At 36.8% G+C, this 15,199-nt stretch carries 15 protein-coding genes; 9 read left to right on the top strand and 6 right to left on the bottom strand.

Annotated elements, in window-relative coordinates; all coding sequences use genetic code 11:
• Window positions 1-51: 51 nt before the first annotated feature.
• From E7Z78_RS01850 to E7Z78_RS01825, 6 genes are all read right to left on the bottom strand, one after another.
• Complete coding sequence (locus E7Z78_RS01850) at window positions 52-963, bottom strand: DUF5591 domain-containing protein (RefSeq protein ID WP_303723474.1); 912 nt, start codon at window positions 961-963, stop codon at window positions 52-54.
• On the bottom strand, window positions 963-1,457 hold the full coding sequence (locus E7Z78_RS01845) for a TIGR00295 family protein (RefSeq protein WP_303723473.1): 495 nt from the start codon (window positions 1,455-1,457) through the stop codon (window positions 963-965). Before E7Z78_RS01845 ends, E7Z78_RS01850 begins: the two co-directional genes overlap by 1 nt.
• A gap of 5 nt (window positions 1,458-1,462) precedes the next feature.
• Complete coding sequence (tfe, locus tag E7Z78_RS01840; protein ID WP_394354853.1) at window positions 1,463-1,945, bottom strand: transcription factor E; 483 nt, start codon at window positions 1,943-1,945, stop codon at window positions 1,463-1,465.
• Between the two features lie 377 nt (window positions 1,946-2,322).
• On the bottom strand, window positions 2,323-3,522 hold the full coding sequence (locus tag E7Z78_RS01835) for a DegT/DnrJ/EryC1/StrS aminotransferase family protein (RefSeq protein ID WP_303723471.1): 1,200 nt from the start codon (window positions 3,520-3,522) through the stop codon (window positions 2,323-2,325).
• A gap of 4 nt (window positions 3,523-3,526) precedes the next feature.
• Window positions 3,527-5,416 (bottom strand): nucleoside-diphosphate sugar epimerase/dehydratase, encoded by a 1,890-nt coding sequence (locus E7Z78_RS01830; RefSeq protein WP_303723470.1) that lies wholly within the window; start codon window positions 5,414-5,416, stop codon window positions 3,527-3,529.
• A gap of 208 nt (window positions 5,417-5,624) precedes the next feature.
• Window positions 5,625-6,485 carry a coenzyme F420-0:L-glutamate ligase gene (locus tag E7Z78_RS01825; protein WP_303723469.1) on the bottom strand — a complete coding sequence of 287 codons (861 nt, stop codon included), beginning with the start codon at window positions 6,483-6,485 and terminating at the stop codon, window positions 5,625-5,627.
• A 79-nt stretch (window positions 6,486-6,564) separates the two neighbouring features.
• On the opposite strand from E7Z78_RS01825, the gene E7Z78_RS01820 reads away from it, so the two are divergent.
• The 9 genes from E7Z78_RS01820 to E7Z78_RS01780 all read left to right on the top strand — a co-directional run bounded on the left by E7Z78_RS01820 (window position 6,565) and on the right by E7Z78_RS01780 (window position 15,148).
• On the top strand, window positions 6,565-7,137 hold the full coding sequence (locus E7Z78_RS01820; protein WP_303723468.1) for a pyruvate kinase alpha/beta domain-containing protein: 573 nt from the start codon (window positions 6,565-6,567) through the stop codon (window positions 7,135-7,137).
• 118 nt (window positions 7,138-7,255) lie between these two features.
• Entirely contained in the window at window positions 7,256-8,392 is a 1,137-nt protein-coding gene (ftsZ, locus tag E7Z78_RS01815) for a cell division protein FtsZ (RefSeq protein WP_303723467.1), read from the top strand.
• Window positions 8,393-8,503: 111 nt separating this feature from the next.
• Window positions 8,504-8,683, top strand: coding sequence for a protein translocase SEC61 complex subunit gamma (locus E7Z78_RS01810; protein ID WP_303723466.1), 180 nt, complete (start codon window positions 8,504-8,506; stop codon window positions 8,681-8,683).
• Between the two features lie 239 nt (window positions 8,684-8,922).
• The gene (locus E7Z78_RS01805) at window positions 8,923-9,393 is read left to right on the top strand and encodes a transcription elongation factor Spt5 (protein WP_303723465.1); all 471 of its coding nucleotides are present in this window, start codon (window positions 8,923-8,925) and stop codon (window positions 9,391-9,393) included.
• Window positions 9,393-9,875 (top strand): 50S ribosomal protein L11, encoded by a 483-nt coding sequence (locus tag E7Z78_RS01800; RefSeq protein WP_303723464.1) that lies wholly within the window; start codon window positions 9,393-9,395, stop codon window positions 9,873-9,875. The genes E7Z78_RS01805 and E7Z78_RS01800 overlap by 1 nt, the downstream gene beginning before the upstream one ends.
• 180 nt (window positions 9,876-10,055) lie before the next feature.
• Window positions 10,056-10,694 carry a 50S ribosomal protein L1 gene (locus E7Z78_RS01795; protein ID WP_303723463.1) on the top strand — a complete coding sequence of 213 codons (639 nt, stop codon included), beginning with the start codon at window positions 10,056-10,058 and terminating at the stop codon, window positions 10,692-10,694.
• Entirely contained in the window at window positions 10,694-11,704 is a 1,011-nt protein-coding gene (locus tag E7Z78_RS01790) for a 50S ribosomal protein L10 (RefSeq protein ID WP_303723462.1), read from the top strand. The genes E7Z78_RS01795 and E7Z78_RS01790 overlap by 1 nt, the downstream gene beginning before the upstream one ends.
• A gap of 63 nt (window positions 11,705-11,767) precedes the next feature.
• The gene (gene rpl12p, locus E7Z78_RS01785; RefSeq protein ID WP_303723461.1) at window positions 11,768-12,073 is read left to right on the top strand and encodes a 50S ribosomal protein P1; all 306 of its coding nucleotides are present in this window, start codon (window positions 11,768-11,770) and stop codon (window positions 12,071-12,073) included.
• A 291-nt stretch (window positions 12,074-12,364) separates the two neighbouring features.
• Window positions 12,365-15,148, top strand: a complete 2,784-nt coding sequence (locus tag E7Z78_RS01780) for a right-handed parallel beta-helix repeat-containing protein (RefSeq protein ID WP_303723460.1) — start codon at window positions 12,365-12,367, stop codon at window positions 15,146-15,148.
• Window positions 15,149-15,199: the final 51 nt, after the last annotated feature.

Below are 15,199 nucleotides of genomic sequence, written 5' to 3'. Positions count from 1 at the left end.
CCTAATAATTTATGTAGTTATTAATATTGACAATGGTATTTATATATGTTGTTATTTTTTCAAACGATGTTTAAGCTTAACAGCAATACCATTATCGCATTCTTCCATCTCACGACCGGTCATGACCGCTTTTCCGACACCGACAACGGTATCGTCACGAACAATCACCACTTCGTCGTTTGGAATGATATTAAGGTCGGCCTTTTCGATTCCAGGTGCAAAGACCGTATTGGTCTGAAGGTCGAAATCTATGTTGACAACATGGATTCCCAAATCCTTCAATATCTCTCCACCTGGTAAATTAAGTCTGAATAAACCATAATCCTTATTCAACAATGCCAATTGGGTTCCATTTGACAATACTCTTTTATGGTACATGCCCTTGGTCTTGACATTATCCGGAATGAAATCCTCTCCCCCTTCACCGAATTGGTATCTTGCAATTGACTTGAGCTCGTGCAGGGTCTTGTCATGCCTGTTTACTCTTTGGTGGTTTTTCAATTCCATCCTTAAGTTATAAAGTGAATCTGGGGCTGTTGGACGCTCGTCAACACAGACATTGACGAAATCATCAAGGTATGCCTCGCAGGATTCCAGATATCCTCCCGCAAGGTTTGCGACAACATTTTTTCCTTCACAGTATTTAGCTATCAGCCTGCCGCTTTCCTCGACCTCGTCGCTGGACCAGGAGCCTGTGGTGCTCACGTCATATGACTGTATTGGGAATGTATTTTCAAGTTCCCTTGGACAGATTCCAAAAGGGGAGGTCACAATAAGTTCCTGAAATGATCTTGTTAACTTTCTAAACTTCTGATGGGATTTGGAATTGGAATAAGGTTTTTTCATACTGCATGGCAATAGAACGACTGTATCGCCAAGAGGCTTCATCAGTTCCATTCTCTGTCTCCACCTAACCGCTTCAGGACGGTATAGGGATTCTTCACTTGAACATATTACTTTCATTATTTTCCCTCAAAAGCTTTAATTAATTCATTATCAAGTTTGATTAGTCTTTCAATGTTATCGTCACTGTCTTCAATGGTTCTTTTCCATTTCTCTATCACAAAATCAATGTCAACTTCTCTGCTGCCGCTTACAAGATTATCTGCATGGGCAACGATTTTCTCCTCTAAAGTCTGTGGAACATATGATTTTTTCGGAAGCCCAAGCTTTTCGGCTTCCTCTTCTGTAATTCCTGCGCCGATGTGCCTTTCAATAATGTTAAGCACATCCTTGTCATAACCGTATTTTTCGGCGATTTTGACTCCTTCAATCGCATGGGTTATTCCATGGGTCTTTGATCTTCCAATGTCATGCAATAGGGCGCCTTTTCTTATGAGGTCTTCATCGACATTATCAAAATTAGCAGCTATCTTCATAGCCTTTTCATACACTGCCTTGCAGTGGTCTATAACGTTTTCAGGGGTGTGCTCCCTTTCAAGCAATTCAATTTCCATTATATCTATTCAATGCTTTTGTTAAATGAGTCCAAATCATTTTCAATCAGTTTTATGTTTTCCTTGAGCTGATTGATTATGTCTGCATTGTCTTGGAATTGCAATTCCTCACCGCAAACGCATAGGAACTCCTCATCGGAAGCTTCATCGAAATTGTATCTTACGTGGCCTTCAGGACAGACGAAGAACATGTTGTTTTCCTCGTTTTCCAATTGTCCTTTGAAGGTGTCCAGTTCATCCTGGCATTCCTTGTTTATTTGGTTGATTAACTCTGCCTTGTCGAATTTCCAGGAATATGTGAACCATTGGGTTTCAGGGTCTTTGCTTCTTTTGTAATTTGCAATTTTTAAATCATAAAGTTTATATAATATTTTTCTGACAATATTGAGCTTTATTCCAGTTTTGTTTGCTATTTCCTCATCGGTTTCAATTCCTTCATCCAATGCATTGATTATTGGGACGATTGTTTCTTCAACTGTCTTTTTAATGTCTTCAGCAATCAGTTGAACGTCTTCTGGGGGTAGTTCCAAAGCTCTTATAAGATTGTCAATTCCTTCGGGGGTTTCTCCACCGTAATATTCTTTATATCTTTTTTTAAGGTTTTCTTCATGTTCTTTTTCAACAATTTGTGATAATGATTTTTTGACCAATGGATTATTTAACATTCGATTTCCCCTAACTTATATTATATAAAAATAAATAATATTATTATTAGTTCTTTATTTGATATTATAAATAACTAACTATTTTTAAGTGTTCAAATAGGCCTAAAACTATGAATGATGCCAATTATAGACGGTAGTAAAAAAATCATAAAAAATAGAAAATTCTAGTTGAAATTAAAAATTCCAACTAAATGATAGAGTTAATATTCTTTTAAGATTTCCAATAGGTTCTTGATTATATAATCCACTTCCTCATCGGTCAGTGTGGAATATATAGGCAGACTTATCTCATTTTCGAATAGGTGGTATGCGTTAGGATAATCTGCAATGTCAAATCCTAAATTCTTATAAGCGGTCAGTAAAGGCAATGGCTTGTAATGGACATTTGTACTGATTCCAGCCTCTTCCATCTTAATGATGACTTCATTTCTATCCTCCAGACTGAGACCATCTAGTCTTGCCAGGTACAGGTGTCCTGATGAGGCGGAGTCTTCAGTGAAATGAACAGGTGTGATGACCTTGCTGTCCTTAAACCCTTCATCATATCTTCTGATAATCTCATGTCTTCTTGCAAGCATTGAGTCATATCTTGACAATTGTCCAAGGCCGATTCCCGCCTGGATATCTGTCATGTTGCACTTGTATGCAGGAATCAATATGTCATACTCCCATGATCCCTTTTGGGTCTTTTCAAGTGCGTCCTTGGTCTGTCCGTGAAGGGAGTAGATTTGATACTTCTTGTAGAGCTTTTCGCTGTCAACGTTTTCATGGCCTTTCCATGTAACCGCTCCACCTTCCGCTGTGGTAAGGTTTTTCACAGCATGGAATGAGAAACAACTGAAATCAGCAAGGCTTCCTGACTTTTGACCATTTTTCACGGCTCCAAAACCGTGAGCGGAATCAGCTACAATGATTATTCTGCCGAATGCTTCCTGCAACTCATTGCTTGGTTTGAACAGGTCCTTTTTGGACTCGATTATTTTATAAATCTTATCGTAATCACATAATATTCCTGCAATGTCCACTGGAATTATTGCTTTTGTCTTATCAGTGATTGCATCGCTTAATTTTGAATAGTCCATTTCCTGCCTGTCGGTTTGGCTGTCAACCATTACGGGTGTTGCTCCAACATGGCAAATCACGCTGCATGATGCTGTGTATGTATATGCAGGCACAATTACCTCGTCACCTTCACCGATGCCCAACACTCGCAATGTCATTTCCAAAGCGCTTGTGGCTGAACTTAAACAAACAGTCCTGTCACTGCCACAGTATTCAGTGATTTTGCTTTCGAATTCCTTTGTTTTGGGGCCGGTTGTAATCCAACCTGATTTTAAAGCTGCTACTACTTCTTCGATTTCTTGTTCGCTTATGTCTGGTGGTGAAAATGGAATATTCATAATATTATTCTCCGTTAACTTCTTCAGGTTCCTTATAGGTTGGAACACATTTTTTCATGGTGTCCTTAATCTGGTCCCTGGTGACATGCTCGTCTTTCAGGATTTCTCTAAACATGTCTAACTTGTTTTCAATCATATCCATTGTAAAGTTCATGGATTCTGTAATAAATATTTTATCGTGACTGGTTTCTTGGAGATTTTCCTCATTCATCAATAACTCTTCATATAATTTCTCACCAGGTCTCATTCCGGTAATCTCAATGTCCATATCCTCTCCAAGTGTGTATCCGGATAGTTCGATGAGGCTTTTTGCCAAATCATAGATCTTAACAGGTTCGCCCATATCCAATACGAAAATCTCTCCACCTTCAGCATAGGTGATTGCCTGAAGCACGAGTGCGACAGCTTCCGGTATTGTCATGAAGAATCTTGTGATTTCCTTATGGGTTACTGTTACAGGTCCTCCGTGTGCAATCTGCCTTTTGAACAATGGCACAACGGAACCGTTACTTCCAAGCACATTTCCGAAACGCACTGCAACGTACTCGGTTTCACTTTCCTTATCCTTTGCCTGGATAACCATTTCACACAATCTTTTACTTGCGCCCATGATATTGGTTGGGTTCACAGCCTTGTCTGTTGAAATCAGTATGAACCTTTTGACTTTATACTTGTCTGCGCAGTTGACCAGATTGTATGTTCCGAACACATTGTTCTTAATTGCTTCTGTTGGATTGTTCTCCATCAATGGAACATGCTTGTGAGCCGCTGCATGGAAAACTATCTCTGGTGAGTACTTATCGAATATTGCATCCAGCCTTTCGCTTTCCCTGATGTTTGCAACAACCGCACGGATATCATTGTTGGGATGGGTTGTCTTCAGTTCAAGCTCAATGTCATACAGGCTGTTTTCGTAATTGTCCAAAATGACAATCTGCTTTGGATTGTGAAGCATGATTTGCCTGCACAGTTCAGAACCGATTGATCCTCCGGCTCCTGTAACCAAAACGACTTTCCCGTTTATTAGGCTTTTGATGTTGTGGTTGTCAAGTTCGATAGGATCCCTTCCAAGCAAATCCTCGATTTCAACATCCCTTAAGCTATGGAATAAGTTATCCTGTGTGATTAGCTCCTTCAGGCTAGGAAGAACCTTGATTTTGGCGTTAGTCTTATTGCATAATTCAAGAATTTCCTTTTTGTTCTTGTTGTCAATGTTTACAATTGTGAAAAATATTTCATCGATGTTTTCATTCTCACAGATTTGTATGATGTCATTCCTGTCTCCGATGATTTTAACTCCTGCAACAGAATAGCCCATACGTTTTCTATTGTCATCGATAATTCCCACAATCTCATATTTTCCTTTCAATGAATGATTTAAGGTTTTAATAATGTCATTAGCGGAATATCCTCCGCCTATAATCAACAGTTTCTTCTGATTTTTGTCAGTGTAGTTGATTCCCTTGTTAACGACATCATATAACAATACATATTTTATTATCAAACGGTATGCGACCATTATACATCCAATAAGAATGCCTATTCCCAGATTGAGTTTGACTGAAGGATTGACCATGTTTAAAATGATTTCCTCTATTAGGGAAACTATCAGGGAGGATATTACGGCCAGCACAACATATAATATATAATCTTGATTGTTCTCATAACGGATAATGTTTGAATATCTCTTGGACAGTCTGAATACAATTTGAAAAACAATTATGGCTAACACGATACTTATCAGAATCTCATGTCTGGTTACAGCGCTTGTATGTTCCATTAAAAATGAATCGGTGATAAGTACGGATGCAAGGTAATATCCTAAAACAATAGATATTGCATCTGCTAAGGGCAATAAGTAATTTCTGTATTTTGCAATGCTATCTACTCTCACAATACTCAAATCCGTTATTTAATTATTAAAAAAATTCTTATAAATTCTAAGTTATAAGCACTTAATTTTTATGTAAAATCTTAAATATAAAACTTTCTTTCAATTATTAATAATAGTGTTAAAATCATCGTTTTTATAAATTTAAAGCCAATTTCCTTTCAATCACTCATATTTTTATTTTTAATGATTATCAGATTATTGTATCTGCTTAGATTTTTCTAATAATTACTGCTGGAGTATGGGTAATTGAATCAAGGTCTTCAATTGTCACTTCATCAATTTCAGAGCCTAAAACTGCCTTGACACTATGTATTGTTTTCATCTCTGTTGAAAGTGACTTCTGATAATCTTCGGCAATGTTGGCAATCTTCAGTCCGGTTTCAACATCGATTTTTTCACTGCAGCCCAATGGGGTTGATCCCATGTTCTCTGACAGCTGTCCCTTCAAATATCCAAAAAATCCGTTGTCCGCATCGATGCCCTCAATAGCTATCGGAAGACCAGTGAAATACTTTCCGTTCTTCATATAAGTCGCATCGGTATCGATAATCATCACGCAAACGTCTTTGCCTATTTCGTCCTTGAGGTCGCATGCAACCTTCTCGGGATTTTCAGGAAGCAGTGATACGCAGGTTCCAGGGGCATTGCTCAAGTCAATTCCAGCTTCGGAAGCAGGTTTCAATGCATGCTTCAAACCGTATAGCTGAAGAACCACTTCCTTATGTGCCTTTGTCTCCTCAGGCAACTTTCTTAAGTTTTTGATGGTTCTTTTTTTGATTTTCAATGCCGGTCCCAAAACATATCCCCAAAGGTACTTGCTCCAGACGGTTGTGAGGAACTTCGCAGTCAATGAGGGAGTGTATTCCGCCTCATCAATAAGCCTTCCCTGTGAAACAGAAATTGGAGTTTCTGCAATGACAAGGTAATCCCCATCTTCCATTATCTGCTTTGCAGGTTCAATTATGCAATTCAAATCCTCATTCGGTTTGATGTAACCTGTTTCAATTGGAATTACAATATAATCACCATTGATGACATGCTTAATATTTTTTACTTCACTGGTTTTCATAAAAATCTTTATTAAAATTAATCAATATAATAATATTAACATAATAGATTTTTTATACTTATCTATTGGGGATGATTTTATGGCAAGGAAATTTATTACATATTTCGATAATGAAGGTAATGATTACACTGATGAATTGATTTTGGCTGTTAAAGATAGATTAGAAAACTCTCCACAAATAAAAAGAATTTTAATCGCTTCATCTACTGGAAAATCCGCATTGCAACTCTACAATGCACTTGATGGAGACATCGAAATAATCAATGTAACTCATCACATGGGCTTCAGCGCCCCTAACGAGTCAGACATTTCAGATGATATGATTCAAGAGTTGGAAAGAGTTGGCATTAAGACCTATCACGGAAGCCATGCTTTCAGCGGAGCTGCAAGAGGAGTTACCAACAAATACGGAGGATATTCTCCATTGGATGTTGTTGCAGACACCTTAAGAATGTTTTCCCATGGGGTTAAAGTCGCTGCGGAGATTTCAATAATGGCAACAGATGCAGGTTTGATTCCGGTAGGCGAGGAAATCATTGCCATTGGAGGCAGAGGCCATGGTGTTGACACTGCAGTCATATTGACACCGGTCAATGCAAAAGACCTCTTTAATTTGGAATTCCATGAGATTATCGCAATGCCTAGGGATTAAAATTATTTTGTCAAATATATTTTTTAAAAATATAATATAATTAGTTGCATTTAAATATTAGTTACAATAGAAATATTTAACAATATTTTATAATTAGCAGAGTAAGTGGGGTTAATTTGTGAAATTTATAGATGACGCAATCAAAGAATCTGAACAAAGAATGGAAGAGAATACACCAAAAAAGCTCTCCTCTGACATAGATGACGAGCTTACAGAGATTATGAAAGGTGTTAAAACTAATATATTTGTTGTTGGTGCTGGTGGAGCAGGAAACAACACCATTTCAAGATTGAATGAAATGGGTATCGAAGGCGCAACAACAATCGCAGTAAATACTGATGCTCAAGATTTATTTTACAGCCAATCCGCTAAAAAAGTTCTTTTAGGTAGACAAACCTCTAAAGGATTAGGTGCAGGTGGAGACCCATCTGTCGGTGAGGAATGTGCTGAAGAAAGTGAAGATGAAATCAGAGATGAATTAGAAGGATCAGACATGGTATTCGTTACCTGTGGTCTTGGTGGTGGAACCGGTACAGGTTCAGCTCCAATTATTGCTAAAATCGCTAAAAAATTAGGAGCATTAACCGTTGCTGTTGCTACTATGCCATTTTCTGCTGAAGGAATTAAAAGAAGAGAAAATGCAGAACAAGGTTTAGAAAAACTCCAAGATTCCGCTGATACCGTTATTATTATACCAAATGATAAATTATTAGAAGTCGCACCAAACTTACCATTAAACAAAGCATTCATGGTTTCTGATGAAATTTTAGGAAGAGCAGTTAAAGGAATAACTGAACTAATCACCAAGAAAGGTCTTGTAAGTTTAGACTTTGCTGATATCAGAAGTATCATGAGTGGTTCTGGAATGGCTATGATTGGTATGGGTGAATCTGACACTGGCGACAGAGCTTTAGAATCAGTACATGAAGCATTAAGCAGCCCATTATTAGATATTGACATTTCAAATGCTAAAGGAGCATTGGTCAACATATCTGGTAGTTCTGACTTAACCTTACATGAAGCTGAAAAAATCGTTCAAGTCGTTGCTGACAAATTGGATCCTGAAGCAAACATTATTTGGGGTACTCAAATTGATGAAAGTCTCCAAAATACTGTTAGAACCACTGTGGTTGTTTCAGGCATTGAAGCTAATTATGATTCATCAAATTCAGCTAATGTTGAAGAAATTGATGAAACTGCAGATTCCCAACCTGCTAGCGATGAATTAGATGATTTCATTGATGGAATTTTCTAATTCTATCTTTTAATTTTTTTTGTCTAATGCAAACATTTATTAATGTTTAAATTAAAAATTATTTTATTACTATTATTTTATTATAATTTAATTTTATTTTGGGTTATTTAAATGAATGTACAAGAAAGTTTCGATAAATTTATAAAAGACAGTAAAAGAGTATTAAAAGTATCAAGAAAACCTGACGGTAAGGAATACCGTGAATTAGCTAAAATATCCGCAATCGGTGTTGTAATCATCGGCGGTGTTGGTTACATCCTTGTTTGTTTAGGTTCTTTAATTGGTATCTAATACCAATAAATTTATTTTTTTGATCCAAAATTATAATAAAATTTTTTGTAATACTTTTTTCTAAAAAAATTCATTTTTTTGAAAACTTTTAAATACTATTATTTACCATAAATATTACTATTATAGAAATCTTATTTTTTAGGAATTTTATTTCTTGAAAAGATTGGCTTCTATAATATTTTTAACTTAATGTATGATTTTATTAACTAGAAAAAAACTTTAAAATAGGAGAATTTTTCATGGAAGATACTAACAGTACCATATATGCTCTTAAAACCTCAGCAGGTCAAGAAAGAAATGTAGCTAGGCTTTTAGCTCGTAAGGCTAGAACCATTGATGGCGTAGGTATTTCTTCAATTCTTGTTCCTGAGTCTTTAAAGGGATATATTTTAGTTGAATCTTCAACCAAAATAGATCTTAGGAATCCTGATTTAAAAGTACAGCACTTAAGAGGTGTTGTAGAAGGTAGTGTTGGTATTACCTTTGAAGAAGTTAAAAGATTCTTAAAGCCAGAACCTATTATTTCCTCTATTCAAAAAGGAAGTATTGTGGAACTTATTTCTGGTCCTTTCAAAGGAGAAAGAGCAAAAGTGGTTCGTATTGATGAATCACGTGAAGAAGTCGTTCTTGAGTTAATAGAAGCTGCAGTACCGATTCCGGTTACTGTTAAAGCTGATCAAATTAGAATAATTCAAAAGGAGGCTGACTGATGGCTAAAGATACAGTCGAAGTTCTTATCGAAGGTGGAACCGCTACTCCTGGACCACCATTAGGCCCTGCTTTAGGACCTCTCGGTATTAACATGATGCAAGTAGTAGAAGAAATTAATAAAAAAAGCGCTGACTTTGCAGGAATGAAAGTGCCTGTTATCATTAGCGTAGACAGAGATACTAAAGATTTCGAAATTGAAATCGGTACTCCGCCAACTACTGCACTTATCATGGAAGAATTAGGCATCGACAAAGCTTCTCATGAACCAGGTTTAGACATTATCAATGACGTACCTTTTGAAACCGCTTTAAAGATCGCTAGAATGAAATTCGATTCATTACTCGCTAACGATTACAAAGCAGGTGTCAAAGAAGTCATGGGAACCTGTGTAAGTATGGGATTATCCGTTGACGGTAAAGACCCAAGAGAAGCACAAAAAGACGTTGATGCTGGAGTATATGACGATATCTTAAACGAATAGATATTGTAATTAAAATTTAAATTAAGTTAATAGCGACAGTGTATATGATGTTATAATTATATTATAATTGATATACTGTTTTTAATTCATGCAATCGTTGAAGAATTTTTTTCTTGTAATCGATACTCATGAAACCAAAAAAAGTCCAGTGAACATTTAAATGTTCATGGGGGTTGAATAATGACACAAGATGTAATTAACGCGGTGAAGGAGGCAAAAGAACAATCTAAGCCGAGAAACTTCACTGAGTCCGTAGATATTATTATTAATATCCGTGACTTAGATGTCAAAAAACCAGAAAACAGGTTTAATGAGGAAGTTACTCTTCCTAACGGCCGTGGCAAAGAGGTTAAAATCGGAGTCATAGCTGATGGGGAACTCATTGTTCAAGCTAAAGATGCTGGTCTTGACACTGTAATCAACAAACAGGATTTAGAAGAGTTCGGAAAAGACAGAAAATCCGCTAAAAAAATGGCTAACTCTGTTGATTTCTTAGTAGCTCAAGCTGATATGATGCCACTCGTTGGTAGATTCCTTGGTCCAGTTCTTGGTCCACGTGGAAAAATGCCAAAACCAGTGCCTGCAAGTATCAAATTAGATCCTCTTTTAGAAAGATTACAAAGTACTGTCAAAGTTGGTGTAAAACAACAACCTTCTATTCAAATTGTTGTTGGAAGCCAAGACATGTCAGACGAGGATATAGCTGAAAATGTGGAAACTGTTCTTACAGTCTTAGACCGCAATTTAGAAAAAGGAAGAAGTCAAATCAAGTCCATGTTTATTAAAACAACTATGGGACCAGTAGTGAGGGTGATCTAATGGCTCATGTTGCTGAATGGAAAAAGGAAGAAGTTAAAGAGCTAAAAGGTATCATTGACGAATACGATGTTATCGGAATCGTCGACTTAATGAACATTCCTGCAAAACAGCTCCAAGAAATGAGAAAATCTCTCAAAGGAAAAGCTGTAATCAGAATGTCCAAGAAAAACCTTATCGATTTAGCTTTCGAAGATTGTAATGCTGATAAAACCAACATTGTTGATTTATCCGAACATATGGATGGTCAAGTTGCACTTATCGCAACCGAAATGAATCCTTTCAAATTGTACAAAATATTAGAAGACAGCAAAACCGCAGCTCCTGCAAAACCAGGTGCTATTGCTGAAGAAGATATTATTGTACCTGAAGGGGACACCGGATTTGAACCAGGTCCATTTTTAGGAGAATTACAACAAGTAGGTATTCCTGCAAAAATTGATAAAGGAAAAATCTGCGTACAAAAAGAAACAGTCGTAGTAGCAGCTGGTGAAGAAGTATCTAAACAAGTTGCAGCAACCTTATCAAGAATGGATATCAATCCAATGGAAGTAGGAATGGACTTAAAAGCAGTATACGAAGAAGGATCAGTTTATACTTCTGATGTACTTGCAATCGATGAAGAACAAACATTAGCTGACGTACAAAATGCATTTAGAAGTGCATTCAACTTATCTGTGAACGCAGCTATCCCTACTGACGAAACTATTTCCACTATTATTACTCTTGCATACACCAGAGCAATTAATGTCGGTGTAGAAGCAGCAATTATGACTTCTGAAACATCAGAACCAATTATTGGTTTAGCACAAGCTAAAATGTTAGCATTAGCATCCGAAGTTGCAGACGCACCTGGTGCTATTGACGACGAATTAGCTGAAAAACTTTCCAGTGTTGCTGTAGCAGCAGCTCCAGCAGTTGAAGAGGAAGTTGTTGAAGAAGAGGAAGAAGAGGAAGAGGAAGAAGATAGTGAAGAAACAGCAGCAGCTGGGTTAGGAGCTCTGTTTGGTTAAATTAATTTAAAATTTTTATTATTATAAAAAACTAACACTTTGAAATAAATTAATGGTGATAACATGGAATATATATATGCGGCAATGATTTTGCACAGTGCAGAAAAAGATATTAACGAAGAAAATGTTAAAAGTATTATTGAAGCAGCAGGAATTGAAGCTGACGATGCTAGAATCAAAGCTTTAATCGCAGCTTTAGAAGATGTTGACATCGATGAAGCTATGGAAACTACTGCTATGGCAGCAGCAGCACCTGCAGCAGCTCCTGCAGCAGCTGAAGCTGTTGAAGAAGAAGAGGAAGAAGAAGAGGAAGAAGAAGAAGCTTCAGAAGAAGCAGCAGCAGCTGGATTAGGTGCTCTCTTCGGATAGATTTTTTAAATCTATCACTTTCTTTTTTTATTTCTTTTTTTTTGATTTATTTTGTTCTTTTTTTAATGTAATAGCTATTTTTTCTGATTTTAAGATTTTTTTTAAATAAAATAAGTGTATGATCCTGTAAATTTTATATATCCTATTTAAACATATCTAATTGAATAGACAGATATATAAATTTAGTTTTATAGATTTTTAATTAAGTGAATATTTTAAACAGAAAAGCAACGTTCAACATTTTTGTTTAGAATAAAACAATATTTATCACAAAAACAGGAGACCGCTAATATGAAGTACAAAAAAAGCATAATCCTAATAATGCTCACTATTTTTCTATTCGCAATTGCGGCCGCAAGCGCAAGTGATGTGAATGAAACGGTGATGGCAAATGAAGACACGGGACAGATGGAATTGTCCACAAATGATGAAACTATAAGCTCCGAAACCGGTTCGGAAATATTGACTGCTGGCCAATACACTTACTCTGATTTAAGGTATCAAATCGGCTCCGGCGGAAATATTACATTAACTGAAGGCACTTACACTTATAATAATGATGGGGACACCATTGAAATTACGGATTCGGGTGTGATTGATGGTAATGGTGCAGTCATTGACATGGCAGGATCAAATATCCAGGCATTCAATGTAGTTGCTTCCGATGTAACAATTAAAAATCTATGCATTAAAAATGCTAACTTTGATGGCTATGGAGGAGCAATTCACTTCGATCGAACTGGTAGTGTGACAAATTGTAATTTCACTAACAACACTGCTTCCAGGGAGGGTGGTGCAGTTTTCTTCCGTCTAGCTTCTAATGTGACAAATTGTAATTTTGTTGACAACACTGCAGGTCGATACGGTGGTGCAATCAACTTTGATGATATGAGTAAAGGGTCTAATGTGACAAATTGTAATTTTGCAGGTAACACTGCTTATGAGGAGGGTGGTGCACTTTTCTTCAGTGGAACGGGCATTGTGACAAATTGTAATTTTGATGAAAACTCTGCCAGTGAAGGTGGTGCAATCTATTTTTATGATTATGCTAATAAGGGACCTTCTATTGTAGCAAATTGTAATTTCACTAGCAATAATGCTTCCAATAAGGATGGTGCTGTTTACTTCTATCGAAGCGGTAATGTGACAAATTGTAATTTTGTTAACAACACTGCAGATGGAGACGGCGGTGCAATCTATTTCTATAATCTTGATAGTGAAGGGACTGCTGTGACAAATTGTAATTTCACTGATAACAAAGCAGGGTACGGTGGTGCACTTGGCTTCCGTCAAACCGGCAGTGTGGCAAATTGTAATTTCATTAACAACACCGCAACCGGGGGTAGTGGCGGTGCAATCTACTTTTATGATGAAAATAATAGAGGATCTGCCGCTGTGACAAATTGTAATTTCACCGATAACAATGCATTCAGCTCTTATAGTTATGGCGGTGCAGTTTACTTCTATCGAAATGGTACTGTGACAAATTGTAATTTTGCAAACAGCACTGCTTATAATGGTGATGGGGGTGCGGTTTACTTCGCTGCAGCGGGTAGTGTGACATGTTGTAATTTTACCGATAACCAGGCAACCGGTTTTAATAGTTGTGGTGGTGCGGTTTACTTCGCTGCAGCGGGTAGTGTGACATGTTGTAATTTTACCGATAACCAGGCTAATGGCTCTAATAGTTGTGGTGGTGCGGTTTACTTCGCTGCAGCGGGTAGTGTGACATGTTGTAATTTTACTGATAACCAGGCAACCGGTTTTAATAGTTGTGGTGGTGCGGTTTACTTCGGTGCAGCCGGCAGTGTGACAATTTGTAATTTTGTCAAGAACTCTGCTTCTCGCGGTTGGGCTATTTTTAGCAATGGTGGAGATACAGTTGCGGATACCTGTATTTTTAAATCAGATAGTGGACATAACGTCAATACTGAAATTCGTCCGCCTACATTAAATGTTGGTAATTTTACAACAGTTTATGGCTCTGGCGAGAAATTAAAATTCAACCTAAAAACAAACAGCGGCATTCGAGTAGCTGATGGAATTATTTCAATAGGAATATATTTTAAAAACAATAATAGTCAGGTTGGCGAGTACAGTTGTTTAAGTGGTGAAGAATGGGCTGTTGATTTACCGGTAGGGTCTTATTATGCAATTTTCAATACTGAATATGAAGGATTTGAAGAGATCAACAGGACAATAACAATAACAATACCTGACATTAAGTATTATGTAAATGTATCTTCAGTCACAACCGATAACAAAACCGTAAATATTACAGCAAAATCCAACATTCCAGAAAAAATTTTTTGGGATGGTAAATTGCTATTTTTAGTTCCAAACGCAGATCCTGTTGCTGCAACTTATGCAGGCAATGGAACATGGTGGGCGTTACATACATTTGGCAATTGCGGCGAATTTGAAGTCAATGCATCATTTGTGGGAGCTATTAATGTAACTGTCAACAATGCAACTATAACTATCAATAAGATGGAAGCACAATTTGTCGCTAATCCTGTAACCTCAACATATAATGTCAACAATTATCTGGTTATCACATTAACTGATGTTTACGGCAATCCGTTAAGTGGTGAGGAAGTGACTGTTGATTTGGGCGGCGTTAAAGCATACACCACTGATAATAACGGCCAAATCAGGATATCCACAAAATCATTGGCCGCCAAATCATATGATGCTAAGATAACATTTAACAGCAATGACTTTTATGTAAATTCATCTAAGGTCGTTAAGGTCACTGTTAACAAGGCCGCAAATCCTTTGAAAGTCAAGGCAAAAACAGTCACAGTCAAGTTTTCCAAACTTAAAAAGAAAGCGCAGAAACTTAAAGTGACTAAAGTGGTCAAGTTCACCAAAAAGGGTCAAGGAACCTTAACCTATAAAAAGGTCAAAGGCAACAAGAAAATCACCATAAACAAAAAGACCGGAAAAGTCACAATCAAAAAAGGACTTAAAAAAGGAACATACAAAGTTAAAATGAAAATCAAGACAAAAGGTAATGCAAACTACAAGGCATCCGCCTTTAAGACAATTACCTTTAAAATTAAAATCAAATAAACTGTCAAAAGGAGTACTTGCTCCTTTTTGACTATCTTTTCTTTTTTTAAA

Source organism: Methanobrevibacter thaueri (genome assembly GCF_015062915.1).
GTDB classification, from domain to species: Archaea; Methanobacteriota; Methanobacteria; order Methanobacteriales; family Methanobacteriaceae; genus Methanocatella; species Methanocatella thaueri_B.
Note: the sequence above shows the minus strand (reverse complement) of the source record. Positions and strands in the feature narration are given on the sequence as shown.

Coding starts and splice junctions, on each gene's coding strand:
- rpl12p (WP_303723461.1), top strand. CDS start 11,768: ATGGAATATATATATGCGGCAATGATTTTGCACAGTGCAGAAAAAGAT.
- E7Z78_RS01780 (WP_303723460.1), top strand. CDS start 12,365: ATGAAGTACAAAAAAAGCATAATCCTAATAATGCTCACTATTTTTCTA.
- E7Z78_RS01810 (WP_303723466.1), top strand. CDS start 8,504: ATGAATGTACAAGAAAGTTTCGATAAATTTATAAAAGACAGTAAAAGA.
- E7Z78_RS01805 (WP_303723465.1), top strand. CDS start 8,923: ATGGAAGATACTAACAGTACCATATATGCTCTTAAAACCTCAGCAGGT.
- E7Z78_RS01845 (WP_303723473.1), bottom strand. CDS start 1,457: ATGGAAATTGAATTGCTTGAAAGGGAGCACACCCCTGAAAACGTTATA.
- E7Z78_RS01825 (WP_303723469.1), bottom strand. CDS start 6,485: ATGAAAACCAGTGAAGTAAAAAATATTAAGCATGTCATCAATGGTGAT.
- E7Z78_RS01790 (WP_303723462.1), top strand. CDS start 10,694: ATGGCTCATGTTGCTGAATGGAAAAAGGAAGAAGTTAAAGAGCTAAAA.
- E7Z78_RS01820 (WP_303723468.1), top strand. CDS start 6,565: ATGGCAAGGAAATTTATTACATATTTCGATAATGAAGGTAATGATTAC.
- E7Z78_RS01800 (WP_303723464.1), top strand. CDS start 9,393: ATGGCTAAAGATACAGTCGAAGTTCTTATCGAAGGTGGAACCGCTACT.
- E7Z78_RS01795 (WP_303723463.1), top strand. CDS start 10,056: ATGACACAAGATGTAATTAACGCGGTGAAGGAGGCAAAAGAACAATCT.
- E7Z78_RS01850 (WP_303723474.1), bottom strand. CDS start 963: ATGAAAGTAATATGTTCAAGTGAAGAATCCCTATACCGTCCTGAAGCG.
- E7Z78_RS01835 (WP_303723471.1), bottom strand. CDS start 3,522: ATGAATATTCCATTTTCACCACCAGACATAAGCGAACAAGAAATCGAA.